Source organism: Nonomuraea sp. NPDC049684, from assembly GCF_044465345.1.
Taxonomy (GTDB): domain Bacteria; phylum Actinomycetota; class Actinomycetes; order Streptosporangiales; family Streptosporangiaceae; genus Nonomuraea.
The window spans coordinates 47624-72582 of sequence record NZ_JBITLO010000020.1 but is presented as its reverse complement, the minus strand read 5'-3'; the positions used below and the strand labels follow the sequence as shown (position 1 = coordinate 72582).

General features: G+C 71.4%; 21 protein-coding genes. 11 read left to right on the top strand and 10 right to left on the bottom strand.

The window, feature by feature from the left end; all coding sequences use genetic code 11:
* Positions 1–132 precede the first annotated feature (132 nt).
* The 6 genes from ACIBST_RS42530 to ACIBST_RS42505 form a co-directional block, all read right to left on the bottom strand.
* Positions 133–1056: an ABC transporter ATP-binding protein gene (locus ACIBST_RS42530; RefSeq protein WP_397179189.1), complete on the bottom strand. Its 924-nt coding sequence runs from the start codon at positions 1054–1056 to the stop codon at positions 133–135.
* Positions 1056–2027, bottom strand: a complete 972-nt coding sequence (locus ACIBST_RS42525; protein WP_397179188.1) for an ABC transporter ATP-binding protein — start codon at positions 2025–2027, stop codon at positions 1056–1058. The genes ACIBST_RS42530 and ACIBST_RS42525 overlap by 1 nt, the downstream gene beginning before the upstream one ends.
* Positions 2024–2989, bottom strand: coding sequence for an ABC transporter permease (locus tag ACIBST_RS42520; protein WP_358296429.1), 966 nt, complete (start codon positions 2987–2989; stop codon positions 2024–2026). The genes ACIBST_RS42525 and ACIBST_RS42520 overlap by 4 nt, the downstream gene beginning before the upstream one ends.
* Positions 2986–3903, bottom strand: a complete 918-nt coding sequence (locus tag ACIBST_RS42515; RefSeq protein ID WP_397179187.1) for an ABC transporter permease — start codon at positions 3901–3903, stop codon at positions 2986–2988. The genes ACIBST_RS42520 and ACIBST_RS42515 overlap by 4 nt, the downstream gene beginning before the upstream one ends.
* A 34-nt stretch (positions 3904–3937) precedes the next feature.
* A complete protein-coding gene (locus ACIBST_RS42510; RefSeq protein WP_397179186.1) occupies positions 3938–5575 on the bottom strand; it encodes an ABC transporter substrate-binding protein in 1638 nt (545 codons plus the stop codon).
* A gap of 77 nt (positions 5576–5652) precedes the next feature.
* Positions 5653–8166, bottom strand: coding sequence for a collagenase (locus ACIBST_RS42505; RefSeq protein WP_397179185.1), 2514 nt, complete (start codon positions 8164–8166; stop codon positions 5653–5655).
* Positions 8167–8319: 153 nt separating this feature from the next.
* On the opposite strand from ACIBST_RS42505, the gene ACIBST_RS42500 reads away from it, so the two are divergent.
* Entirely contained in the window at positions 8320–9276 is a 957-nt protein-coding gene (locus ACIBST_RS42500; protein ID WP_397179184.1) for a LysR family transcriptional regulator, read from the top strand.
* Between the two features lie 20 nt (positions 9277–9296).
* Here ACIBST_RS42500 and ACIBST_RS42495 read toward each other — a convergent pair whose 3' ends face one another.
* The 4 genes from ACIBST_RS42495 to ACIBST_RS42480 all read right to left on the bottom strand — a co-directional run bounded on the left by ACIBST_RS42495 (position 9297) and on the right by ACIBST_RS42480 (position 15047).
* Complete coding sequence (locus tag ACIBST_RS42495) at positions 9297–11288, bottom strand: dipeptide ABC transporter ATP-binding protein (RefSeq protein ID WP_397179183.1); 1992 nt, start codon at positions 11286–11288, stop codon at positions 9297–9299.
* A 12-nt stretch (positions 11289–11300) separates the two neighbouring features.
* Positions 11301–12209, bottom strand: a complete 909-nt coding sequence (locus ACIBST_RS42490) for an ABC transporter permease (protein ID WP_397179182.1) — start codon at positions 12207–12209, stop codon at positions 11301–11303.
* Entirely contained in the window at positions 12206–13168 is a 963-nt protein-coding gene (locus tag ACIBST_RS42485; RefSeq protein ID WP_397179181.1) for an ABC transporter permease, read from the bottom strand. The genes ACIBST_RS42490 and ACIBST_RS42485 overlap by 4 nt, the downstream gene beginning before the upstream one ends.
* A 67-nt stretch (positions 13169–13235) precedes the next feature.
* Entirely contained in the window at positions 13236–15047 is a 1812-nt protein-coding gene (locus tag ACIBST_RS42480) for a peptide ABC transporter substrate-binding protein (RefSeq protein WP_397179180.1), read from the bottom strand.
* A 220-nt stretch (positions 15048–15267) separates the two neighbouring features.
* Here ACIBST_RS42480 and ACIBST_RS42475 point away from each other — a divergent pair, with 220 nt between their 5' ends.
* From ACIBST_RS42475 to ACIBST_RS42430, 10 genes are all read left to right on the top strand, one after another.
* Complete coding sequence (locus tag ACIBST_RS42475) at positions 15268–16416, top strand: ROK family protein (RefSeq protein ID WP_397179179.1); 1149 nt, start codon at positions 15268–15270, stop codon at positions 16414–16416.
* A gap of 18 nt (positions 16417–16434) precedes the next feature.
* Entirely contained in the window at positions 16435–17910 is a 1476-nt protein-coding gene (locus ACIBST_RS42470) for a M81 family metallopeptidase (RefSeq protein WP_397179178.1), read from the top strand.
* A gap of 126 nt (positions 17911–18036) precedes the next feature.
* Entirely contained in the window at positions 18037–19833 is a 1797-nt protein-coding gene (locus ACIBST_RS42465) for a trypsin-like peptidase domain-containing protein (protein WP_397179177.1), read from the top strand.
* A 133-nt stretch (positions 19834–19966) separates the two neighbouring features.
* Entirely contained in the window at positions 19967–20356 is a 390-nt protein-coding gene (locus tag ACIBST_RS42460) for a VOC family protein (RefSeq protein ID WP_352320544.1), read from the top strand.
* Positions 20357–20569: 213 nt separating this feature from the next.
* Complete coding sequence (locus ACIBST_RS42455; RefSeq protein WP_055509312.1) at positions 20570–20776, top strand: cold-shock protein; 207 nt, start codon at positions 20570–20572, stop codon at positions 20774–20776.
* A 181-nt stretch (positions 20777–20957) separates the two neighbouring features.
* Positions 20958–22772 (top strand): asparagine synthase (glutamine-hydrolyzing), encoded by a 1815-nt coding sequence (gene asnB / locus ACIBST_RS42450; RefSeq protein WP_397179176.1) that lies wholly within the window; start codon positions 20958–20960, stop codon positions 22770–22772.
* A 16-nt stretch (positions 22773–22788) separates the two neighbouring features.
* On the top strand, positions 22789–23682 hold the full coding sequence (locus tag ACIBST_RS42445; protein ID WP_397179175.1) for an SseB family protein: 894 nt from the start codon (positions 22789–22791) through the stop codon (positions 23680–23682).
* Positions 23679–24083, top strand: a complete 405-nt coding sequence (locus ACIBST_RS42440) for a hypothetical protein (protein WP_397179174.1) — start codon at positions 23679–23681, stop codon at positions 24081–24083. Before ACIBST_RS42445 ends, ACIBST_RS42440 begins: the two co-directional genes overlap by 4 nt.
* A gap of 94 nt (positions 24084–24177) precedes the next feature.
* Positions 24178–24573: a YbaB/EbfC family nucleoid-associated protein gene (locus ACIBST_RS42435; RefSeq protein WP_397179173.1), complete on the top strand. Its 396-nt coding sequence runs from the start codon at positions 24178–24180 to the stop codon at positions 24571–24573.
* The gene (locus ACIBST_RS42430) at positions 24570–24905 is read left to right on the top strand and encodes a hypothetical protein (protein ID WP_397179172.1); all 336 of its coding nucleotides are present in this window, start codon (positions 24570–24572) and stop codon (positions 24903–24905) included. Before ACIBST_RS42435 ends, ACIBST_RS42430 begins: the two co-directional genes overlap by 4 nt.
* The last annotated feature ends 54 nt before the right edge of the window (positions 24906–24959 follow it).

The window sequence follows — 24959 nt, the reverse complement described above, 5'->3', positions numbered from 1 at the left end:
GGGAGCCCGTTCATCGGTGTCATGCCTCTCTGTCGCGTCCCTCCGCTCCGGCGGTTCACGATGAGAGGAAAGTACTGGCGGCGACGACCGCTCTGGCCGTCGCCGCCTTCCGGGATCTCTACGCGAGCCTGCTCACTCCTCCGGGAAGTGGCAGCTCACCTGCCGCCCCCTGACCGTCGTGAGCACGGGCGGCTCGGTCCGGCACAACGGCTGCGCCTTCGGGCAGCGGGGATGGAAGGTGCAGCCGGGCGGCGGCGCGAGCGGGCTGGGCGGGTCGCCCTGCAGGACGATGCGCTCCCGCGCGGCCTCCACCTCCGGATCGGGCACCGGCACGGCCGACAGGAGCGTGCGCGTGTAGGGGTGGGCGGGATCGGCGTAGACGGTGTCCGACGAGCCGGTCTCCACGATCCGGCCCAGGTACATGACGGCGACCGTCTCGCACATGTGCCGCACCACCGACAGGTCGTGGGCGATGAACAGGTAGCCGAGCCCGAGGTCGGCCCGCAGGTCGGCGAGCAGGTTGACGATCTGGGCCTGGATGGACACGTCCAGGGCCGAGACCGGCTCGTCGCAGACCACCAGACGCGGCCGGGAGGCGAGCGCGCGGGCGATGCCGATCCGCTGCGCCTGGCCGCCGGAGAACTCGTGGGGGTAGCGGTCGGCGTGCTCGGCGTCCAGGCCGACGAGCCGGAGCAGCTCGACGACGCCGTCCCGGTCCACCGTCCGGCGCGGCCCGGCGACGATCTGCCGGACGGTGTGGCGCGGGTTGAGCGACGCGTACGGGTCCTGGAAGATCATCTGGAGCCGGCCGCGCATCGGCAGCAGGGCCCGGGGGCCCAGATGGGTGATGTCGTGGCCGTCGAAGGTGATGGTCCCGCCGGTGGGCTCCAGCAGCCGCACGATCATGCGCCCGGTGGTGGACTTGCCGCAGCCCGACTCGCCGACCAGGCCGAGCGCCTGGCCCTCCGGCACGTCGAAGCTCACGCCGTCCACCGCCCGGACCCGTTGCCCGCGGCGTCCGGAGAAGGTCATCCGCAGGTCGCGCACGGAGAGCATCAGTGGTCGGCTCCTTCCAGGTGGCAGGCGACCCGGTGGGGGTCGCCGGTGAGCGGCGGGCGCGCGGTCGCGCAGACGTCCAGGGCGGCCGGGCAGCGCGGGTGGAACCGGCAGCCGGGCGGTGGCGCGAGCAGCGAGGGCGGCGCCCCCGCGATCGCCCGCAGCCGCGCCCGGCCGGGCGCCGCCGTCATGTCCGCCAGGTCCGGCGGCGCCGCGCCCGGCACCGAGTCCAGCAGGGCCCGCGTGTACGGGTGCAGCGGCCGTTTGAAGATCTCCCTGGCGGGCGCGTGCTCCACGGTCCGGCCGCCGTACATGACCAGGACGTCGTCGGCCATGCGCGCCACCACGCCCAGGTCGTGGGTGATCAGGACGACCGCGAGCCCCCGCTCCCGCTGGATGCGCGCGATCAGGTCGAGGATCTGCGCCTGGACGGTCACGTCGAGCGCCGTCGTCGGCTCGTCGGCGATCAGCACGCCCGGCTCGCAGGCCAGCGCCATGGCGATCATGGCCCGCTGCCGCATGCCGCCCGAGAAGCGGTGCGGATGCTCCCCGGCGCGCCGCCGCGGCTCCGGGATGCCCACCTCGGCCAGCATCTCGACCGCCCGCTCCCGGGCCGCCCGCCGGCCGGCCCCGCGGTGCAGCCGGTACGCCTCGGCGATCTGCTCCCCCACGGTGAAGAAGGGATGCAGCGACGACAGCGGATCCTGGAAGATCATCGACACCGCGCTGCCGCGCAGCCGGCGCAGCCGTTCGGCCGGGGCCCCGACGAGCTCCTCCCCGTCGAGCTCGATCGACCCGGCGACGGTCGCCCGGCGGTGCAGCCCCAGCAGCGACAGCGCGGTCACGGACTTGCCGGACCCCGACTCGCCGACGACGCCGAGGGTCCGCCCCCGCTCGACGCCGAACGACACGCCGTCCACGATCCGGACGTCGCCGAAGCTCACCGACAGGTCGCGCACGGAAAGGATCACGAGTACCTCACCCTGGGGTCGATGACCGCGTAGACCAGGTCCACGAGCAGGTTGGCCAGCACGATGAAGAAGGCCGCGAGCAGCGTCGTGCCGAGGATCACGGGCTGGTCGGACTTGACGATGCCGTCGTAGGCGAGCCGGCCGACGCCGGGCAGGCCGTACACGGTCTCGGTGATCATCGCGCCGGCCAGCAGGCCGCCCAGGTCCATGCCGAAGACGGTGACGACCGGGGTCATGGCCGCGCGCATGCCGTGCTTGGCGACGACCGTCCGCTCGTGCAGGCCCTTGGCGCGGGCCGTCCTGATGTACGGCTCGGCCATCGTCTCGATCATCTGCGCCCGGGTGAGCCGGGCGTACATGGCGGCGTAGAGGGCGGCCAGCGTGACCCAGGGCAGGATCAGGTTGCCGGCCCAGGCGGCGGGGTCGTCGGTGAGCGGCACGTACGCCGGGTACGGCAGCAGCCCGGTCACCCGTACCGCCAGCAGGAGCAGCACCATCGCCACGAAGTAGACCGGCAGGGACGCGCTGGTCAGCGTGGCGATCATCAGCGTCCGGTCCAGGGCGCTCCCCCGGCGCAGCGCCGAGACCACCCCGACCGTGACGCCCACGGCCAGCCACAGCAGGGCCGCGCCGACCGCCAGGGACGCGCTGGCGCCGAGCCGGTCGATCAGCAGGTCCCACACCGGCAGGGCGTTCTGGTAGGAGAACCCGAGGCAGGGCACGTGGCAGCCGGGACGCCCGGCGACGATGCCCGCGACGTAGCCGCCGAACTGCTCCCACAACGGCCGGTCCAGCCCCATCTGCGCGCGCACCTCGGCGACCCGCTCGGGCGTGCAGGTCTTGCCGCACGCCTGGACCGCCGGGTCGGACGGCAGCACGTAGAAGATCACGAAGGTCACCGCGCAGATCACCAGCAGCACGCCGGCCACCGCCAGGGCCCGTCTGGCCAGGTACGACGTCACTGTGCCGCCCCCTTGGGGTCGATGGCGTCGCGCAGGGCGTCACCGAGGAGGGTGAAGGCGAGCACGGTCAGGAACAGGCAGGTGCCGGGGACGAGCAGGTACATCGGGTCGACCTCGTACCAGAGCATCGCCTCCTGGATCATCTGCCCCCAGGACGCGGTCGGCGGGCGCACCCCGACGCCGAGGAAGGACAGCGCCGCCTCGGTGCCGATGTTGGCGGGCACCGCGAGCGTCGCGTACACGAGGATCGGCGCGGTGATGTTGGGCATGATCTCGCGGAAGACGATGACGCCGTTCAGCGCGCCGCCGACCCGGGCGGCGTCCACGTACTCGCGGTGCTTGACGGAGATCGCCTGCCCCCGCACGATCCGCCCGATGTACGGCCAGCCGAACCCGCCCATCACACACACCAGCAGGACCATCCGGTCGCCGTCGGGCATGACCGAGATGAGGGCGATCATGAAGATCAGGCTCGGGAACGACATGAGCAGGTCCATGGTCCGGCTGATCACCGCGTCCGCCCAGCCGCCGAGGTAGCCGGCCAGCAGCCCGAGCACGGTGCCGAGCAGCACCGACACCAGCGTGGCCAGGGTGGAGACCATGAGCGAGACGCGGGCGCCGTAGACGATGCGGCTGAACACGTCGCGGCCGTTGACGGGCTCGACGCCGAGCCAGTGCTCGCCGCTGACGCCGCCCAGCGCCCCCTTGGGCACGCCGGCCAGCTCCTGGTCGATCGCGGATGGGTCGAAGGCGTCCGGCGGCCAGCCGTTCAGCTTGGTGAGCAGCGGCGCGGCGAGCGCGACCAGCACCAGGACCGTCACCACGGCCAGCGCGAAGCGGGTGGCGGCGCCGCCCAGCAGGCGCTTCCTGACCAGCCGGGCGGGCGGGCTCGCCGCGACGACCGTCGCCGTCATGTCCGGCTCCGCCGGTATCCGGGGTAGCCGTTCCTCACTTCTGCCTCACCCCCAGGACGGCGAAGTCGAGCTGCCCGGACCAGACGGGATGGCCAACCGCGCCGGAGACGTCCTTGCCGACCAGGATCGGCTTGCGGTCCCACGCGTACGGCACCGCCGGCGAGGACTGCATGACCTGCCGGTCGAGCTCGACCCAGGCGGCTTCGGCGGCCTTCGGGTCGCTCATGGCCTGGATCTCGTCGATGCGCTTCTGCACCGCCTCGTCGCGGAACTGCCAGACGTTGCCGGAGTTGCCCTTCTCGACGATCGTGCGCCCGTCGAACAGCAGCGGCAGGAACGTCGCCCCGGACGGGTAGTCGGGGCACCAGCCGTAGGTGAACAGGTCGGGCGTCTTGGCGGTGTCGCCGACGGTGTCGTAGTAGACCGACGGATCGACGGGCGTGAGCACGACCTCGACGCCCGCCCGCTTCAGCGACGCCTGCACGGCCTCGCCGAGCGCCTTGTCGCCGGTCGAGATCGTCATCCGGACGTTCAGCGTCCTGCCGCCCAGCAGGGCCTTGGCCTTCTCGACGTCCCCGGTCGGCGGGAGGTGGAACACGTCCTGCGGCGTGCCGCCCGACAGGGCCGGCGGCAGGTAGGCGGTGGCGATCGAGGTCATGGCCGGGCCGCCGGCGGCGGTCTGGAGCGCCTGCTTGTCCAGGGCGAAGTGCACCGCCTGCCGGGCCTTCGGGTCGTCGAAGGGCGGCTTGGAGGTGTTGAAGCCGATCATGTCGGTGCACCCGGACATGGCGTTGACCAGCCGGGACTTCACGTCCGGCCGGGGCAGGATCTTGGCCAGGCTGGCGGCGCTGACGTCGGTGTAGGCGATCGAGGTGGCGTCCTCGCCCCTGCTCTCGATGAGCCGGTCGTCGATCACGCCCTGCCGCAGGCCCTGCTTGACCACGATGCGGTCGGGCGCGGCCTTGCGCACCGGGTCGGTGGCCGCCGACCAGTGCGGGTTGCGCACCAGGACCATCTCCTTGCCCCGGTCGTAGCGCTCGATCTTGTACGGCCCGGAGGAGAAGGGCCGGTTGTCGTACTGCGCGCCGGCCTCCTTGGCGGCCGGCACCGGCGCGAACGTCGGCAGCGTCACCGTGGAGGAGAACTCGGCGACCGGCCGCTTGAGGCGGAAGACGATGGTCCGGTCGTCGGGGGTCTCGATCGAGTCCAGGTGCCTGCCCTTCAGCGGGCCCTTGTAGCCGTCGGCGCCGGCCAGGTAGAGCTGGGCGTAGTTGGGGCCGCCGGGCAGCTCGGGGGCGAAGGAACGCTCCACGTTGTACTTGATGTCCTTCGCGGTGACGGGGGTGCCGTCCTCGTACTTGACGCCGTCCTTGAGGGTGAAGGTCCACACCTTGCCGCCCTCGGAGGCGGTGCCCAGGTCGGTGGCCAGATCCGGGACGATCTCGTGGCTGCCCGCCTTGAAGGTGGTGAGGGTGCGGTAGAGCAGCCGGATGCCGAAGTCCATCTGGGGCATCGTCCAGTTGCGGGCCGGGTCCAGGTGGGAGAAGTCCTGGTTGGACAGGATCGTCAGGGTCCCGCCCCCGGCCGCCGCGGGCGCGGCGGCCTTGCCGCCGCCGCCGCAGGCCGCCACGCCGAGCAGGAGCCCCGCGGTCAGCACGTTACGGAGAGTCACGGATCACTCCAGTGAGGTGAGAGGGCCCGGGCCGGGACCGGTGGGAGAGGGTTCGCCGGCCCCGGCGCCCGGGCGGTCTAGTACTCGGTCTTGACGCTCGCGCCCGAGAAGGTCTGCGCGGCGTGGAGGCTGATGTAGTTGTAACCGGCGGGCGGGTTGTTGATCACCAGGGTCTCGGCGTTGCCCGACGCGGTGGAGCGCTGGGTGTAGGCCGAGGTGGTGGCCCAGGTGGCGGCGTTGTAGTAGAGGTCGGCGTTCCCGGTGCCGCCGGAGGCGGTGATGGTCAGCCTGGCCGTGCCCGGGGGCAGGTAGATGTAGAGGTAGGCGTAGTTGCCCTGGGTGGCCGACAGGTTGCTGCGCTTGCAGTTCCTGTCGAGCGTGCGGGTGTCGGAGGCGGTGCACTCAGGCGTCGAGCCGCCGCCGGTCGACACCGTGACCTGCTTCGACGTCGTCGCGGTGGCGCCGCCGTTGTCGGTGACGGTCAGCGTGACGGTGTACGTGCCCTGCGCCGCGTAGGCGTGCGACGGGTTGGCCGCGGTGGAGGTGGCGCCGTCGCCGAAGTCCCAGCGGCGGGCGGCGATGGTGCCGTCGGAGTCGGTGGAGGTGTCGGTGAAGGCGGCCGTCAGCCCGCTGGCCGTGGAGGTGAAGTTCGCGGTGGGCGCCTGGTTGCCGGTGCCGCCCCCGGAGCACGCCCCGGCCGCGCAGGCGGCGAGCCAGGTGTTCCAGTCGGAGTCGTAGCGGCTGCCGATCGTGCCGGTGAGGAACGACCTGGCGGTGCTCCACGCGCCGGTCCGGTACGAGCCGAGCAGCGTCGCGATGTCGGCCGGGTGCTTGTCGAACATGTAGCGGACGGCCAGGTAGCCCCACCGGTAGATGCGGGTGGTGTCATGGTCGTAGGTGGTGTTCCACAGCGTGCTCAGCGCGTACGTGCGCTTGCCCGCCTCGGTGATCGCCGCGTCGTAGACGACCTTGCGGTAGGAGTAGGAGACGTACTCGGCGAAGCCCTCGATCCACCAGATGGTCGGCGTGCTCACCCCGGCGTTGAAGTCGCCGTACATGTCGAACCGGCCGTCGAGGTAGTGGGTGTACTCGTGGTTGAGGTTCCAGATCTGGAAGTCGGGGCGCAGCCACTCGGCCTCGTAGGCGATGAACCTGGGCTGGTTGCCCGCGGCGGCGGGGTCGCCCTCCAGGTACATGCCGCCGTTGTTGGTGTCGATGCCGAACATCGCGCCGGCGTAGGTCTGGTAGTCGGTGCTGGAGTCGAAGACCACCACCTCCAGCGTGGTGTTGTTGTCGCCGGCGACCGGGCCGTTGTCCTTGACCAGGTTGTGGAAGAAGGCGTCCTGGTTGGCCAGGCTGGCGCAGGTGGCGGCGAGCTGGCTGGAGGTGACCTCCTGGGCCCGGATCCTGATGCTGGCGCTGCAGGTGTGGGTGATCGGCAGCACGGCGGCCGTCAGGCGGTTCGCCAGGTCGCAGGTGCCGTAGTAGGAGCAGTTGGCCTTGTCGTAGGAGTCGGTCATCTCGGCCACGCCCACCCACAGCGGCGCGGTGGCGCCGGTCATGGAGCTGCGGCCGAGCAGGTTCTTGGCCAGCGGCCGGACGACCGCCTGCAACGTCGTGTGCTGCAGGAAGCGGCCCAGCTCGCGCCCGGCGTTGGAGGCGAGGTAGGCGCGGTCGGTGCCGAGCAGGTTCAGGTGGTTGGCGGCGAAGGAGTTCAGCGAGTCCAGGACGCTGCGGTCGGCCTGCACGGCGGTGACGAACGCGGGCACCTGGTGGCCGCGGAACAGCACGGTGTAGACGTTGTTGACCGCGTTGAGCATCCACCACGACGCGTCGTAGGAGCTGTTGTAGCCGTCGAGCAGGCGCTTGACGACGTACAGGTAGCGGTCGTTCTGCTCGGCGCTGTCGATGAGGGTGACGGCCTCGGCCAGCACCTCGCCGTTGGCGTCGCTGACGGTCGAGGACCGGGAGCTGGCGAAGAAGGCGTCCAGGCCGGAGCGGATCGCGGTGGTGAGGGCCTGGCCGTACGAGCCGACGTCGCCGGAGTTGTACCAGTGGACGTAGTAGCCGGCCCGCAGGTAGAGGACGAGCTGGGCGGTGCCGGTGCTGTTGTCGCCCGGGTAGTTCGCCGAGTTGTCGCGCAGGGCGTAGGCGACGGTCGTCATCTGCGCCTCGCGGAAGGCGTTGTAGGCGTCCGTGCCGCTCAGGTTGAACAGGGTGTTGACGCAGTCGGTGGCGCTGGACTTGATCTGCTGGACCAGGGCGCTGCCGGTGCGGCTGGTGAAGTCGGAGACGTTGCAGGCGGCGGCCGCGGCGACGCTCTTGCGCGCCGACGGCCTGGCGTGCTCCGGCTGGGTGGCGGGTTCGTCGTAGTCGCGGCGCAGGGCGTCCTTGGCCGCGGGCCGGGGCGCCCGGTCACGGGTGTCGAGCCGGGACTTGGCGACGTGCGGGGCGTCGTCGGCCGGGACCGCGAGGCGGGCGGCCGGGGGCGGTTCGGCCGCCGCGCTCGCCGGTGTCGCGGCGAACGGCGTGAGTAGGGCTAATGCGGCCAGGGGGACGATCATCCGCCAGCCGTGCAGGACCTTGCGCACAAGAACCTCCGGGGGGTATCCGCATGGATGCGAGGTCGGGTACGAGTGTGCGGGCCGTCCGGAGGGCGTGGTCATACGACGCCGCATAAGTGTTGCCTATGGGCGTTCCGAAGGCGTCGCCAAGAGCCATCACATGTCACATAATCCTGAGCTATGGACCTGGATCTCCGGCATCTCCGAATGGTCTGTACGATCGCCGAGGCCGGCAGCGTGACCAAAGCCGCCGCCCGCCTCGGGCTGTCCCAACCGGCGATCACCACCCAGCTCCGCAGGATCGAGGAGATGGTGGGCGGCGAGCTGTTCACCCGCAGCCGGAACGGCGTCGAGCCCACCCAGCTCGGACGTCAGGTCATCGCCCGCGCCCGGATCGTCCTGTCGGAGATCGACTCGCTGTTCGGCGACCTGCACGACGCGAACCCGGCCGTCACCGGGCTGCGGCTCGGGTGCAGCCACCTGGCGTGCGTGGCCAGCGTGGTGGACCGGGTCGGCGAGGCGTTACCCGGCCGGTCGATCTCCCTGCGCATCGAGCCGTCCAGCGTGCAGCTCGCCGACGCGCTCACCCACGGCCAGCTCGACGCCGCGCTCATGGGCATGATCGAGGGGTTCGACGTCACCCTCACGCCGCCGGTGGTCACCCGCACGCTGGTGCCCAGGTATCCCATCTTCGTGGCCATGTCCGCCGGGCACCCGCTGGCCGAGCAGCCCGAGGTGCACCTGTCCGACCTCAGGAACGAGCGCTGGATCAGCCCGCCCGGCGCCGACGACGGCTCGCTGGCCGCCCTGCGCGCCTCCTGCCGGGCCGCCGGCTTCGAGCCGGACGTGCGCTACGACGCCCCCAGCGGCGCCGGCCGCCCGCTGGTCGCCGCCGGGCTGGGCGTGCGCCTGGTGGACCCGACCTGGCCGGTGCCGGAGGGCACCGCCGTACGGCCGCTGGCGGGCGAGCCGCAGGTCGGGCACCTGGTCATGGCCTGGCGCAGGGACCTGATCGGCGCGGACGCGGCGGCGGCCATCTACCGCGGGCTCGCCGCCGCCTTCGAGGACCACATCGACGACAACCCCACCTTCCGCCAGTGGTGGGACGAGCACCCGGGCGCCCATCCCCTCCGCTGACGATCGACGGCCGGCCCGCCTCACTCCGCCGCGCGCAGCGGGAAGTGGCAGGCCACCCGGTGCTCGCCGCCGGCCAGCGGCGGCTCGGTCTCGCAGATCTCCTGGGCGAGCGGGCAGCGCGTCCTGAACCGGCACCCCGAGGGCGGGTTCTGCGCGCTGGGCAGCTCGCCCTTGATGGCGACGCTGGTGCGCGGCGCCACGCCCGGCTCGGCCGAGGGCACGGCCTCGATCAGCGCCTGCGTGTACGGGTGCCGGGCCTTCCTGACGACGTCGCGGGCCGGCCCGACCTCGACGAGCTTGCCCAGGTACATGACGCCGATCCGGTCCGACATGTAGTCCACGACGGACAGGTCGTGGCTGATGAACACGTACGACAGGCCCAGCTCGCGCTGGAGGTCGCGCATGAGGTTGAGCACCTGGGCCTGGATGGAGACGTCGAGCGCGCTCACCGGCTCGTCGCACACGATCAGCCGCGGCTCCAGGGCCAGCGACCTGGCCAGCCCGATGCGCTGGAGCTGGCCGCCGGAGAACTCGTGCGGGTACCGGTCGAGCACCCGTCGCGGCAGGCCCACCTGGTCCAGCAGGGTGCCGATGCGGGAGCGGCGGCCGGCCCGGTCGCCGGCCTGCTGGATCTCCAGGGGTTCGGCCAGGATGGAGTCGATGCGCATGCGCGGGTTCATCGCCGCGTAGCTGTCCTGGAACATGAGCTGGACCCGCCGGTGCATGGCGCGGCGGGCGCGCCGGTCGAGCGTGGCGATGTCGGCGCCGTCCACCACGATCTGGCCGGAGGTGGGCTCCTCCAGGCCGACGATCAGCCGGCCCACGGTCGACTTGCCGCAGCCCGACTCGCCCACGAGCCCGAACGTCTCGCCGGGGCGCACGTCGAAGCCGACCCCCGCCACGGCGCTGACCTGCGGCGCCTTACGGCCCAGGGAGCCCGTGCCGTCGTAGTTCTTGACCAGGTCGCGGATGGACAGGATCGGCCCGGCCTCGGCCTGCGGCCGGGCCCGGTCGGGGCGCGGCCCGGCGGCCTCGGCGCGCGCCCGCGGCTGGAGCACCGGGTGCAGGCAGGCGTGCTGGTGCTCGCCGCCGGTCAGGGTCACGTCGGTGGTGCGGCACTCCTCGGTCGCGAAGCGGCAGCGGGGCGCGAACCGGCAGCCGGTCATCGGCCGGGACAGGTCCGGCGGCAGGCCGGGGATGCTGTAGAGCGCGCCGTCGTCGTGCTCGGCCGCGCCGGGCAGCGACTCCATGAGGGCCTCGGTGTAGCGGTGGCGCGGCTGCCGGAACAGCTCGGCGGTGGTCGCGGACTCCACCACGCGGCCGGCGTACATGACGGCGACCCGGTCGGCGCGGCTGGCGATCACGCCCAGGTCGTGGGTGACCAGGACGACCGCCATCTGGAACTCCTCGCGCAGGTCGTCGATGAGTTCCAGGATCTGGCGCTGGGTGGTGACGTCGAGGGCGGTGGTCGGCTCGTCGGCGATGAGCAGCCGGGGCGAGCAGACCAGGGCCATGGCGATGACCACGCGCTGGCGCATGCCGCCGGAGAGCTGGTGGGGGTAGGCATCGGCGATCTTGTCGGGACGCGGCATGCCGACCCGGCGCAGGATCTCCACGGCCCGCTCGCGCGCCTCGGCCTTGCCGACGCCCTGGTGGACCCGGAGCGGCTCGGCGACCTGGGCGCCGATGCGCATGGTGGGGTTGAGCGAGGTGAGCGGGTCCTGGAACACCATGCCCATCTCGACGCCGCGGATCCTGCGCATCTCGGCGGGCGGCAGGGACAGCAGGTCGCGGCCCTCGAACAGGATCTCGCCGCCGACGACGCGGCCGCCGGACGGCAGCAGGCCCATGATCGACAGGGCGGTCATGGTCTTGCCGCTGCCCGACTCGCCGACGATGCCGAGCGTCTCGCCCTGCCGCACCTCCAGGTTGACGTGGTCGAGGGCGTGCACGACGCCCTGACGCAGCGGGATGTCGGTGCTGACGTCGCGCAGGCGCAGCAAAGGGCTCATGTTCCGTTCCTCCTAGCGCCGCCGGAGGCGGACCTCGAAGACGTCCCTCAGCCCGTCGCCGATGAAGTTGAAGGCGAGGACGATGAGGATGATGGCGATCCCGGGCGGGTACAGCAGCCACCAGTAGCCGCTGTAGGTGTTGGCCAGGCCGTCGGAGAGCATCCCGCCCCAGTTCGCCGCGGGTGGCGGCACGCCGAGGCCGAGGAAGGACAGGTACGCGACGTACAGGATGGCGTCGGCGACCTGGAAGGTGGCGTTGACGATCACGGTGCCGATGGCGTTGGGGATGATGTGCCGCCGTACGGCCCGGCCGCCGGTGCCGCCCATCGACCGCATGGCCTGGACGTACTCGCGCGAGCGCAGGGTCAGCGCCTCGCCGCGGACCAGCCGGGCCGGGCCCAGCCAGGCGAAGGCGCCGATGATGAGGATGAGCATCGGCACGGTCGGCGTGACGATGGTCGCCATCAGCATGAACAGGAACAGCGAGGGGATCGACATCATCGCGTCGACCACCCGCATCATGGCGGCGTCCACCCAGCCGCTGGTGAAGCCGGCGATGGCGCCCCAGATCGTGCCCACGACCGTGGCCAGCACGCCGGCGGCCAGCCCGACCACGATGGACGTCTGCCCGCCGAGCAGCAGGCGGCCGAGCTGGTCGTAGCCGACGCCGTCGGTGCCCAGCGGGTGGCCCGGGGTGCCGGGGGGCAGGTAGACCGAGGCGAGGTCGGTGTGCACCTGGTCGGTCCGGTAGAACAGCGGGCCGAGGAAGCACAGGCCGCCCAGCACGATGAAGATGATCAGGCCCAGCAGGGCGAGGCGGTTCTCGGCGAACACGGTCAGCGCCTGACGCCACTGGCCGCGTACGGGCGCCTCTTGTTCGGCGGGGACCGGCGTGCCGGTCGCCGCGGCGGGCGCGGTCATGAGCGGGCCGCCGTCCTGAGCCGGACGCGCGGATCGACGGCGGCGTACAGCAGGTCGGCGAGCAGGGCGCCGAGCACGGTCGCGATCGCGATGATCAGCGTGACGCCGAACAGGATCGGGAAGTCCCGCTTCAGCGCCGCCTGCCAGAACAGCTGGCCCATGCCGGGGTAGTTGAACAGGGCCTCGACGACCAGCGCGCCGCTGAACAGCGCGGGCAGGTACATCCCGAGCAGGGTGATGACCGGGAACAGGCCGTTGCGCAGCGTGTGCCGGGCGACGACGCGCGCCTCCGACAGGCCCTTGCTGCGGGCGGTGCGCACGTAGTTCTCGTTGAGGTTGTCGACCATCGAGGAGCGCACGTACCGCGAGTAGACGGCGACGGTCACGACGGCGAGCGTGACGGTGGGCAGGACGAGCCCGGCCGGGTCGGCCAGCACCTCGCCGAGGGTGAACCCCTGCGAGGCCTCCGGCGGCAGGATCGGCCAGACCTGCGAGAAGAGAATGATCATCATGAGACCCATGAAGAAGATCGGCGTGGCGTAGGCCAGCAGCGACAGGGTGGTGATCGTGTAGTCGGGCCACCGGTTGCGCCGCATCGCCTGGACGACGCCGAGCGGGATGGCGACGACGACGGCCAGCATCGTCGAGAACAACGACAACACCATGGTCTTGGGCAGCCGCTGGCCGATGGCCTCGGCCACCGACTGGTTGAGCTGGAAGGAGTAGCCGAGGTCGCCGCGCAGGAGGCGGCCGATGTACATGACGTACTGCTGGATCCAGGGGCGGTCGTAGCCCATTTCGTGGTCGAACGCCGCGAGCTGGGCCAGCGTCGCGTCCTTGCCCAGGGTGGCCCGCGCCGCGCCGCCCGGCAGGAGATGCAGGATGACGAACGTGATCATCGTGACCAGCACGACGATGATCAGGGCCTGGCCCAAGCGGGTGATCAGATACCGGGCCACGCGGGGCCCCTCCTTGTTCCAGGGACCCCGGCGACCCCCGCACGGGCCGCCGGAGTCGGGGACGGTCTCAGCTCTTCCAGGACCAGTCCTGGAAGAACATGTTGTTCATCGGGTCCTGCGTGACGCCCTGGAGCCCGGCGCGGTACGCAGAGATCTGGTAGACGGGGTTCGGCATCCACAGCACCGGCAGGTCCTGGGCCAGCCGGTCGTTGTACGCCTTGAGCGTCGCCTCGTCGTCGGCGAACTGGGTGGCCTCGATGAGCTTGTCGGCCTCGGGGTCGCTGTAGCTGCCCAGGTTGACCGGGGCGTCGGTGGCGAACAGCCGCTCGCCGCTGGGGAAGGCCGGGTAGTACCAGCTGCCCTGCGAGCCGAAGAACGACATGTCCCACGAGCAGTTGGAGTCCGACGGCTTGCACGCCGGGGTGACCGCGACCGAGTCCGGCACTTCCTTGATGGTGAGCTGGATGCCCAGCTTGGACATCTGCGACTTGATCTCGGCGAACATCTTGGTCGTCGCGGCGAAGCCGGTCTGGCTGGTGACGGTGAAGGCCAGCTTCGCGCCGGACTTGACGCCCTCGCCGCACTGGTCGGCCCCGGTGCCCGGCTTCTGGCAGGTCGTCTGCCCGTCGGGGGTCACCTGCCAGCCGTGGCTCTCCAGGAGCTGCTTGGCCTTGGCCGGGTCGAAGGGGTAGGCGCAGCCTTCGCTGGAGCCGTTCGTGCCGGGCTTGGCCGGGACGGGGCCGCAGGTCGGGGCCGCCATGCCGGACCAGATGGCCTTGCTGATGGTCGGCTGGTCGATGAGCGACTGCAGGGCCTGGCGCAGGTAGAGCTGCTTGAACAGGGGGCCCGAGTCGGGGTTGTTGAAGTTGAGCTGGAGGTAGGTGATGGACCAGCCGTACCAGGGGGCGATCTGGTAGCCCTTCGACTCCAGGTACTTCTGCTGCGACAGGTTGGCCGGCGGCACGTAGCCGTAGTCGATCTGGCCGGCGCGCAGCACGTTGAACTCGGCGTCGTCGCTGGTGAAGGGGCGCAGCGTGACCGACTTGAGCTTCGGCTTGTCGCTGCCTGAGTAGTTCGCGCGGGCGGTGAGGACGACCTCGCCGTTCGGCACGTACTTCTCCAGCTTCCACGGGCCGCTGTTGACCTGCCACAGCTCGTTGGTCGCGTACGTCTTGGGGTCCTTCGACGCGGCGGTGAGGAAGTCGAAGACCTTCCTGGCGCCCTCGGGGGTGGTGTCGAGGTCGCCCACCTTGCCGGTGGCCGAGTCCTTGTCCCAGACGTGCTGGGGCAGCGGCACGATGCGGTTGAGCTGGTTGCCGACGAACCACCCGGTGTTGTACGTCTTCGTGGTCGTCAGGGAGAAGGTCTTGTCGTCCTTCACCTTGAACTCGGCGATGTTGTCCGGGAAGCCGCCCTCCCGGTAGGACGCCCACTTGTCCTTGTTCGCGGTGACGAGGTTCCACCAGAACTGGATGTCACGGGTGGTGACGGGCTTGCCGTCGGACCACGTGTTGTCCTTCAGCGTGATCGTCAGCGTCTTGCCGCCGTCGCTCACCTCGGGCGGTTCGGCCATCGAGCGCCCGGGGTCGATGTTGTACTTCGCCGAGCCGTCCAGCAGGTACTCGTACAGGTGACGGTACTGGGCGGAGCCGAAGATGACGTTCTCGCCCTGGGTGAAGCCGGGTGCCGAGATCGGCAGGATCCAGTTCGGGGTCCTGAGGGCGACGGTCACGCCGTCCTTGCTCTGGCCCCCGCTCTGGGCGCCCTTCTGCGCGCCGCCGGCGGACCCGCTGCACGCGGTCAGCGCCAGCCCGAGGGCCAGCACGCCCGCCAGGGCGCCGGTGCCGCGGAGCCCGCGCCGGTGGAATCTGCTCCCCATGGGATCTCCTCGGTTGACGTCGCACGGCGCCCTGCGCTTACCGGGGGGCCTGGTGCGTTCGATGCGGAGAATGTATAGATGGTCCCGCATGAAGTCAACGGAACTAATTAGCTTTGTTCGCTGACTTCTTTCGGTTTAGAGTCGAAGTCGCCGGTGCCTCATGATGGGGCTCTGTTGCGACGACGGGCCTGCCGGGGAACCGGCCTGAAAGAGGAGCGGCATGCCGGAGCCATCGAGTCCCGCCAACCTGCGCGAGCAGGCGCTCAGCCTCTTGGCCAGCGGTGCGGCGACGTCGCGCGCCGATCTGGTGGAGACCCTCCAGGTGGCTCCGTCCACGGTCTCAAGCGTGGTCCGGCGGCTGCTGGAGGAGGGCGCCATCCTGGAGGAGGGCGTCGGCCGCTCCACCGGCGGGCGGCGGCCGCGCATCCTGCGGCTGCGCGACGTCCCGGGCGCCTTCGCGGTGTCGGAGCTGGGCGCCCAGCACGCGCGCGTGGGGCTGTGCGCGCCCGACGGCCGGCTGATGGCCGTACGGGAGATCGCCACCGACATAGCGGAAGGGCCCGGCCGGGTCTTCGACGCCATCTGGCGGGCGTACGAGCAGCTCAGCACGGCCAAGGCCCCCGGCCAGACGCTGCTCGGCATCGGCGTCGCACTGCCCGGCCCGGTCGAGTACCCGCACGGCCGGCTGATCGGCCCGGCCCGGATGCCCGGCTGGAGCGGCTTCGACGCCCAGACCCACCTGAGGGAGCGCTTCGGCGTGCCCGCGGTCGTCGACAACGACGCCAAGGCCGCCGCCATCGGCGAGTACGTCAGCCGGGGCCGCGACCCCGGCGACATGATCTACGTCAAGGCCGGCACCGGCATCGGCGGCTGCCTGGTCAGCGGCGGCCAGATCTACCGCGGCGGGCGCGGCCTCAGCGGCGACGTCACCCACGTGCGGGTGGCCGACAGCGGCGAGCGCGAGTGCTCCTGCGGCAGCCGCGGCTGCCTGGAGACGGTGGCCAGCGGCGCCGCCCTGGTCCGCCAGCTCAAGGACCGCGGCCTGCGGGTCAGCACGCCGCGCGACGTCGTCGCCGCCACCGTCGACGCCGAGCCGTCCGTCGTGACCCTGGTGCGCCACGCCGGCGAGCTGCTCGGGGTCGCCCTGTCCGGCCTGGTCAACTTCCTCAACCCCGACGCCGTCGTCATCGGCGGCGCGCTGTCCAGCCTCGACGTCTACGTGGCCGCCGCCCGGAGCATGCTCTACAAGCGCTGCCTGCCGTCCATGACCCAGTCACTGTCCATCGAGGCCAGCGCCGCCGGCCCGGACGCCGCCCTGATCGGCCTCGGGCACCTCGTGCGCGCCTCGGCCGACGTCCGCCCTTCCTAGGCAAGGAGTCCCCCGCCCGTGTCCCGTCCCCTCCGCGTCGCCGTCGGCGGCGTGCACATCGAGTCCAGCACCTTCTCCCCGCACCTGAGCACCGCCGCCGACTTCGAGGTCACCCGCGGTGACGCCCTGCTGGCGCGGTACGGCTGGCTCGCCGAGCCGTGGGCGGCCGACGTCGAGTGGATCCCGCTCGTGCACGCCCGCGCCCTGCCCGGCGGGGCCGTGGCCAGGGAGACCTACGACGCCTGGGCGGCCGAGACCGCCGCCGGGCTGGCCGCCGCCGGCCCGGTGGACGGCGTCCTGCTCGACATCCACGGCGCGATGAGCGTGGTCGGGCTGGAGGACGCCGAGGGCGACCTGATCACGGTGGTCCGCTCGGTGACCGGCGGGCAGCCGTTCGTCTCGGCGGCCATGGACCTGCACGGCAACGTCTCCCACCGCTTCTTCGCCGGCTGCGACCTGCTCACCTGCTACCGCACCGCCCCGCACGTCGACGTGTGGGAGACCCGCGAGCGCGCCGCGCGCAACCTGGTGGCGGCGCTGCGCCGCGGGCAGCGTCCGCACAAGGCGCTCGTGCACGTGCCGATCCTGCTGCCCGGCGAGATGACCAGCACGCGCGTCGAGCCGGCCAAGGGCCTCTACGCCCGCGTCCCCGAGATCGAGGCCAGGGACGGCGTCATCGACGCGGCCGTCTGGATCGGCTTCGCCTGGGCCGACGAGCCCCGCTGCCGCGGCGCGGTCGTCGCCACCGGCACCGACGCCGCCGCCACCGCCGCGGCCGCCCGCGAGCTGGGCGAGGAGTTCTGGGCGGCGCGCGACGCCTTCACCTTCGTCGCGCCCACCGGTTCCATGGACGAATGCCTCGACCAGGCGCTGATCGCGGTCAAGGACCCGGCCCGGCGCCCGTTCTTCATCAGCGACTCGGGCGACAACCCCGGCGCGGGCGGCGCGGACGACGTCACCTTCGCCCTCGAACGCATGCTGGCCCGTCCCGAGATCGCCGGCGGCTCGGTCCGCGCGGTGTACGCCTCGCTGGTCGATCCCGAGGCCGTGGCCCAGGTCGCCGGCCTCGCGCCGGGCTCGCCGGTCAGCCTGCGCGTCGGCGGCCGGATCGACGCCCGCGAGCCGGGGCCGCTGCCGATCGAGGGCGTGCTGGAGGCGGTCGCCGACGACCCCGACGGCGGGCGGTGCGTCAGCGTGCGGGTGGGCGGTCTGAGCGTGTTCGTCACCTCCCGGCGCATGCAGTACCGCGAGCTGGCCTCCTACGCCCGGCTGGGCGTCCGGGTGGACGACGTCGACGTGGTGACGGTCAAGATCGGCTACCTGGAGCCCGAGCTGTTCGACGCGGCGGGCGACTGGCTGCTCGCGCTCACGCCGGGCGGGGTCGACCAGGACCTGCAGCGCCTGCCGTACGAGCGGCTGGCCCGGCCGGTCTTCCCCCTCGACCGCGACTTCGACGCCGACCTCACCGTGGTCACCGGCCCCTCGGCGTCCTGACGCGCCGGCCCCCTCCGGCGCCGGTCCTGGCAGGGCTTGGAGGGGGCTCCCAGTCGGCTCCAAGCCAGGAACAAGAGGGCTGACTCATCATTACCGCCTGTGAGCGGATATTTCAGGAAAAGGCTGATGAGGGTCGCCGCGGGTGCGGCGGTCGTCGCGGCGGTCATGCTGCCCGCGCTGCCGGCGGCCGCCGACGGCGCCCCCGACGAGCGGCCCGACATCCCGGTCGGCACCTGGCTGGCGGCGCGCACGCAGCCCGCGGTGCAGCTGACCAGCTTCACCTACACGGCGACGGTGTCCGTCCCGTCCAACACGATCAACGAGGCGGCCTACAACCAGATCGTCCAGGAGGCCGTCGCCGCCGTCCAGTCCGGCAAGATCTCCTCGGACGAGCGCAGCATCGGCAAGTGGGTCTTCCAGCAGATCGCCGCCAACGTGGACACCTACGTGTCCTCGACCACGCCGATGCGCACGGTCGAGGCCGAGGTCGGCGGCATGTGCACCGGCTGGTGGGTCACCCCCGACGGCTACATGGTCACCGGGGCGCACTGCGTCCAGGTCGGCGAGACCGAGCTCAGCCAGCTCTTCGCCCAGCAGGCGCTGGCCAAGTTCAACAAGCAGGACGCCAAGGAGATCATCAGCGGCCTGGGCGACCTGAAGAACGACGAGGAGATCCTCAAACTCGCCCAGCAGATCTACGTCACCTTCAACTCGACCCACATGCAGCTCAGCAACCTCAAGCAGAGCCTGTCGGTCATGCAGAGCCTGCCCGGCGGCGGCGTGGACAAGACGGCCAAGGCGGTCCCGGCCGAGCTCGTCTCGGTGGGCGAGAGCTACCCGGGCAAGGACTTCGCGCTGCTCAAGGTGAACGGCCAGCAGAACCTGCCGACCGTGCCGCTCGGCGACGACGCCGACGTGCGCACCGGTGACACGCTCTACATCAGCGGCTTCCCCGGCCTGGTCACCAACACGCCGTTCTTCAGCCTGGAGTCGAAGCTGGAGCCGGCCCTGACCGAGGGCCCGTACAACGCCAAGCGCACCACGCAGACCGGCGTGCCGTACATCCAGACGCAGGCGCCGTCCTACCACGGCAACTCCGGCGGGCCGGTGTTCAGCAAGGACGGCAAGGTCGTCGGCATGCTGATCGCGGGCACGGTGAGCGAGGGCGGCGAGGCGTCGGAGAGCGAGAGCTTCGTCCTGCCGGTCGGCATCATCAAGGAGAAGCTCGGCGAGAAGAACGTCAAGCCCGCCCAGGCCGTCACGACGACCCGGTACAACGAGGCGCTCAACGACTTCTTCCGGCACTACTACTCCGACGCGCTGCCGAAGTTCCGCGAGGTCCAGGCGCTGTTCCCGAACCACCCGTACGTGGCCAAGTACATCAGCGACTCCCAGCAGGCGATCTCCGCGGGCAAGGACGAGACGCCCAAGCCGATCCTCATGTGGGTGCTGATCGGCGCCGGCGTGCTGCTGCTCCTGGTGCTCGTCGCGGTCGTGGTCAAGGTCCTGCGCGGACGCCGGCGGCCCCAGCCGGCCGTCATCTCGCCCCAGCCCGGGTACGGCGCGGTGCCGCCGCCCCCGTGGCAGCAGCTCCCGGCGGCCCAGGCCCAGCTCTCGCCGCCGATGCAGCCGGTGCAGCCGGCCCAGAGCCCGTACGGCCACGGCGGCGACGGCTATGGCCCCGGCGGGTACGGCGCGAACGGCCACGCCGCGAGCCCGTACGGCTCGGCCCCGGACGCCCACTTCCAGCAGCCCCCTCACCAGCAGCCCTCCTACGACCAGCCCGGCGGCGACCCGACCAGGTCGGTGCGCTACGGCCAGTTCAGCCCGCCCGCGGACCCCAGGTCCGGGCAGGTCGCGGACCTGGAACGGCAGATCGCCGACCTCCAGCGCCGGCTCGGCGACCAGCCCCCGAACGCCTGACGGGCCCGCGTGAGCCGAGTCCCGCCAGACACGTCAGGGTGCGCGGCCCCGGAACCCCATGACGGGTTCCGGGGCCACGACGTGTTCCCGGCGGTTCCGGGCCGCCGCGCCCGCCGCGGCCTACGATGACCTCGTGGACGTGCTGAGCAGCCGCGTGCTCCTGCGGCCGACCGACCCCGCCCGGACCCGCCGCTTCTACGCCGACACCCTCGGCCTGGCGGTCTACCGCGAGTTCGGCCCCGACGACGATCCCGGCGTGGTGTTCTTCCTCGGCCAGGGTTTCCTTGAGGTCGCCGGGCGTTCCGACGGCCCCGCGACCGGCGGCACGCTGTCGATCTGGTTGCAGGTGCGCGACGTCGGGCGCGAGGAGGAGCGCCTGCGGCAGGCGGGCGTCACGGTGCTGCGTGAGCCGCGGCTGGAGCCGTGGGGCCTGGTCGAGATGTGGATCGCCGACCCCGACGGGCATCGCATCGTCCTGGTGGAGGTGCCGCCCGGCCATCCGCTGCGCCGCGACCCGCGGTGAACCGCCCCGCGTTTGCCTCCGGAGCAGATCGTGTGCTAGCTTTAATTCCGTTGCAGTTGTGGTACCCATAAAAGACTTTGTGCGCACCTGACCTAGCTGGACTTTCAGGTGCGTTTTTGTTTTCCGGTCATCTCCGGGATGGGCTCATCGCGGCGACACGGGGATCCGCACGGTGCGGATCCCGTCTCTGCACGTCATCTGAAGGAGATCGTTATGGCTACCGGTACCGTGAAGTGGTTCAACTCGGAAAAGGGCTTCGGCTTCATCGCGCAGGACGGCGGCGGCGCCGACGTCTTCGCCCACTACTCCAACATCGTCTCCAACGGTGGCTACCGTGAGCTGACCGAGGGCCAGAAGGTGGCCTTCGACGTCGTGCAGGGCCAGAAGGGCCCGCAGGCCGAGAACATCGTTCCCGCCTGACCTCACGCAGCCCGCGTCTGGGCCCGCACCTCTTCGGGGGTGCGGGCCCAGACCGCTTTCGGGGGCAATTGATCGGGTATGGACCGATCAGCTCCGCGCGGTTATGTTGCGAGAGCGTCAGGCAAGTTGTCAGACCGACGCCGGGGAGCACTACCAGGACTGCGTCTGAGAGGACCCTCGCATGTGCGGCATCGCCGGATGGGTGGACTTCGACCGCGACCTGACCGGCGAAGAGGCCACCGCCCTCGCCATGACCGCGACCATGAGCTGCCGGGGCCCCGACGACCAGGGCCTGCACCTCGAACCGCACGCCGCGCTCGGCAACCGCAGGCTCGCCGTCATCGACGTCGAGGGCGGCCACATGCCGATCGAGGCCGAGGGCCTGGCCGTCATCACCTACAGCGGCGAGGTCTACAACTTCCGCGAGCTGCGCGAGGAGCTGGCCGCCAAGGGCCACCGCTTCCGCACCAGGACCGACACCGAGGTCGTGCTGCGCGGCTACCTGGAATGGGGAGAGGGCGTCGCCGACCGGATCAACGGCATGTACGCCTTCGCCGTCTGGGACGAGCGCACGCAGGAGCTCGTGCTGATCCGCGACCGCATGGGCATCAAGCCGCTGTACTACTACCCCCTGCCCAACGGCGTGCTGTTCGGCTCCGAGCCCAAGGCGATCCTGGCCAACCCGCTGGCCCCGCCCGTGGTCGACCTCGACGGCCTGCGCCAGCTCCTCAGCATGGCCACCGTCCGGCAGCGGTCGGTCTACAAGGGCCTGTGCGAGCTGCCGCCCGGCCACCTGCTGCGCGTGGGCCGGCAGGGCGCGCGGCTGCGCCGGTACTGGTCGCTGGAGGGCCGCGAGCACACCGACGACCTCGACACGACCGTGCGCACGGTCCGCGAGCTGCTCGACGACATCGTCGGCCGGCAGCTCATCTCCGACGTGCCGCTCTGCACGCTGCTCTCCGGCGGCCTCGACTCCAGCGTCGTCACCGCGCTGGCCAGGACGCACGGCCCGATCCGCTCCTTCGCCGTGGACTACGCCGGTTACGCCGAGCACTTCCGGGCCGACGAGTACCGCGGCGACCCCGACCGGCCGTTCGTGCGGATGCTGGCCGAGCACGTCGGCTCCGAGCACACCGACATCGTCCTCGGGCCGGCGGAGCTGGCCGACCCCGGGCTGCGGGCCTCGGTCGTGCGCGCCTGGGATGCGCCGAGCTTCCTGGGCGACATGAACTCCTCCCTCTACATGCTGTTCCGCGCCATCCGCGAGCATTCGACCGTGGCGCTGTCCGGCGAGTCCGCCGACGAGATCTTCGGCGGGTACGCCTGGTTCCACCTGCCGCAGACGGTCGAGGCCGACACCTTCCCGTGGCTGGCGATGGTGATGCGCGAGCAGCAGCCGACCGACATGCTCGACAAGTCGCTGATCCGGCAGCTCGACCTGGACGCCTACACCGCCGACGGCTACCGCACGGCGCTGGCCGAGGTGCCCCACGTGGCCGGGCAGGACGCCCGCGAGCGGCGCATGCGCGAGATCTGCTACCTGCACCTGACCCGCTTCCTGCCCTTCCTGCTCGACCGCAAGGACCGGATGAGCATGGCCGTCGGGCTGGAGGTGCGCGTGCCGTTCTGCGACCACCGGCTGGTCGAGTACGTGTTCAACACGCCCTGGTCGATGAAGACGTTCGACGGCAGGGAGAAGAGCCTGCTGCGGGCGGCCGGGGCCGACCTGCTGCCCGAGCCGATCGTGCGCCGGGTCAAGGCCCCGTACCCGGTGACCCAGGACGTCGGCTACGAGCAGGCGCTCCGGGACGCGCTGCGCGAGCTGGCCGCCGACCAGGACGCCCCGGTGCTGCAACTGCTCGACGCCGACGCCGTCCGCGAGGCCGCCTTCGCGCCGGCCGAGAAGGTGACGACCACGATGAGCAGGTACGGCCTGGAGCTGGCGCTCGATCTGAACGTCTGGCTGACCACCTACGGCGTACGCCTGGAGCTGTAGCGGGCACACTGGGCGGATGACGTCCACTGATCATCTGCCGGCCACGCCGTTCGAGGAACAGTTGTGGGCGGCCCACCAGGACGGGCGGACCGCCCTGTGCCTGGGCCTGCTCCGCGACGCCGACCTGGCGTTGCCCATCACCGCCGCCGCGGCGGCCGGGACCGAGCCGCCCGCCTGGGCGACGGCCACGGACTCCGGCCGTACGTGGGTGCTTGCCTTCACCTCGGTCGAGGCGATGGTGACCGCGACCGGCGGCCTGGCCACGCACTGCCGGATCGTCTCGCCCGCCGAGCTGGCGGCCGGCTGGCCGGACCCGCGATGGGGGCTGGCGATCAACCCGGGCCTCGCGGCCTCGTTCCTGCTGGAGCCGGGGACGCTGGCCAGGCTGGCGGTGCCCACGCTCGTCCAGGACCTGCGGCTCGCGCCCGGGTCGGGGGTGCCGGTGGTGCAGAAGCTGCTGTCCCCCGCCGACATCGGCATCCTGCTGGCGACGGCCGAGCCGCGCGTCTCGGGCTACTGCCACCACGCCCTCGACGTCTCGCACATCGCCACGCCCACGGTGCTGGCCGACGCGCTGGGGCAGCGCGACATGCTGACCGAGAGCGGCTCGCTGAACATCCTGCGCTGGCATCCCGTCGGTCTCGACCTCTACCGCACCCCGTACGGCGGGCTCGACGAGGAGGGCCGGGACGCGGTCGCCGGCTGGGTGGTCGAGGAGCCGCCGTTCGTGGGCATGGGCCTGGTGCCCAACGTCGACCAGGTGATCCGCGAGTACAAGGTGTACGGCGTCGGCCTGCCGCACGGCGCGGAGATCTGGGAGCTCACCCATCAGGGCACCGAGCACCGGCGCGCCCTCTACCACGGCGACCTGCGGCGATGGCTGCTCATCGGCCGGAAGGCGGCGGCATGAGCCGGCACTTCTACCGCGCCCACTGGCGGGGCGCCGACTACGTGGCCAGCCCCGAGCCGCACCCCCTTGAGCTGTGGGTGCGCCTGCGCACCACCGGCCCGGCCGACGGCTTCGAGGAGGTCGAGCCCGGCTGCCACGTTCGCACGGTGCCGGTCACCGAGTGCGCGTCCCTGCAGTTCGTCACCACGGAGTGCACCTGGCGGGGCGAGCGGTTCCAGGTGCACGACGAGCGGGACGGCCTGCTCCTGCTCGAATACCTGGGCGGCTCCGCGCCCGCCGCGCTCGCGCTGGGGCTGGAGCGCATCGAGCGGGGGGTGTACCGGGCCTGGGCCCCGCGGGCGGAGATCACGGAGCTCCGTGAGGAAATTGTGGCGATAGGTCCACAGGATGGGCCTTTTTGAAGATTGACTCTTGTCTCCTGTTGTTCATGTGACAGAAACTGACCTGAAAGGTGCATGTGACGTAAGAAACACGCGGCATGGGGGCGGGGGTGTCATGGATTCTCCTGACGTGGCGGGGATGCGGGCATACGGCGACGAGCTGCGCGACATGTTCCGCCAGATCCAGGACGTGGGCATGGAGCTGCACCAGCAGGCCAAGGCCGTCCAGGTGACCGAGACCTCACGGGACGGCCTGGTGTCGGTGACCGTCGGCTCGCGCGGCGAGCTGATCCGGCTCGACCTCGACCCCCGCATCTACCGCCGCCCCGACGCCCGTCAGCTCGCCGACACCATCGCCGAGACCACCCGGCTGGCCGCCGAGCGCGCCCAGGAGCGCGTCACCGAGATCTTCGAGCCGGTGATCCCGCGCGAGGACTTCGAGGCGCATCTGAGCGGCGACCTCGAAACCGTCATGGCCCGGCTCGCCGACCGCATGGGAGGCGCCCGATGAGGCCCTGGGACGGCACCCAGATCATCAAGCCCGTCGTGGACTCGGGCATCTCCCAGTGGACCACCGTGGCCGAGGACTGGGAGAAGGAGTCCGCGCGGCTGGTCGCCGCGGTCGTCGAGGCGCTGGCCGCCGCCCCCTGGGGCAACGGCGCCGAGGGCCAGGCGTTCAAGGACTCCCATTTCCGCGACGACGGCCCCAACCGCATGCTCAACCAGTGCGTCGAGCTGTCCAAGCAGATGATCGACGCGAGCGCCAGGCTGCGCGCGAGCATCGACAACACCCTCGGCGTGGACGCCGCCATCGAGCAAGACCTCAAAGCGCGAGAGGTCTGACGCGTGACGCACAGCGCCACCGGTCCCCAGGGGCCGACTTCCCACGGTTCGTCG

Excerpts from the sequence above, each read along its gene's own strand:
- ACIBST_RS42530 (WP_397179189.1), bottom strand. The coding sequence starts at position 1,056 with ATGCTCTCCGTGCGCGACCTGCGGATGACCTTCTCCGGACGCCGCGGG.
- ACIBST_RS42515 (WP_397179187.1), bottom strand. The coding sequence starts at position 3,903 with ATGACGGCGACGGTCGTCGCGGCGAGCCCGCCCGCCCGGCTGGTCAGG.
- ACIBST_RS42500 (WP_397179184.1), top strand. The coding sequence starts at position 8,320 with ATGGACCTGGATCTCCGGCATCTCCGAATGGTCTGTACGATCGCCGAG.
- ACIBST_RS42495 (WP_397179183.1), bottom strand. The coding sequence starts at position 11,288 with ATGAGCCCTTTGCTGCGCCTGCGCGACGTCAGCACCGACATCCCGCTG.
- ACIBST_RS42490 (WP_397179182.1), bottom strand. The coding sequence starts at position 12,209 with ATGACCGCGCCCGCCGCGGCGACCGGCACGCCGGTCCCCGCCGAACAA.
- ACIBST_RS42480 (WP_397179180.1), bottom strand. The coding sequence starts at position 15,047 with ATGGGGAGCAGATTCCACCGGCGCGGGCTCCGCGGCACCGGCGCCCTG.
- ACIBST_RS42475 (WP_397179179.1), top strand. The coding sequence starts at position 15,268 with ATGCCGGAGCCATCGAGTCCCGCCAACCTGCGCGAGCAGGCGCTCAGC.
- ACIBST_RS42465 (WP_397179177.1), top strand. The coding sequence starts at position 18,037 with ATGAGGGTCGCCGCGGGTGCGGCGGTCGTCGCGGCGGTCATGCTGCCC.
- ACIBST_RS42455 (WP_055509312.1), top strand. The coding sequence starts at position 20,570 with ATGGCTACCGGTACCGTGAAGTGGTTCAACTCGGAAAAGGGCTTCGGC.
- asnB (WP_397179176.1), top strand. The coding sequence starts at position 20,958 with ATGTGCGGCATCGCCGGATGGGTGGACTTCGACCGCGACCTGACCGGC.
- ACIBST_RS42445 (WP_397179175.1), top strand. The coding sequence starts at position 22,789 with ATGACGTCCACTGATCATCTGCCGGCCACGCCGTTCGAGGAACAGTTG.
- ACIBST_RS42440 (WP_397179174.1), top strand. The coding sequence starts at position 23,679 with ATGAGCCGGCACTTCTACCGCGCCCACTGGCGGGGCGCCGACTACGTG.
- ACIBST_RS42435 (WP_397179173.1), top strand. The coding sequence starts at position 24,178 with ATGGATTCTCCTGACGTGGCGGGGATGCGGGCATACGGCGACGAGCTG.
- ACIBST_RS42430 (WP_397179172.1), top strand. The coding sequence starts at position 24,570 with ATGAGGCCCTGGGACGGCACCCAGATCATCAAGCCCGTCGTGGACTCG.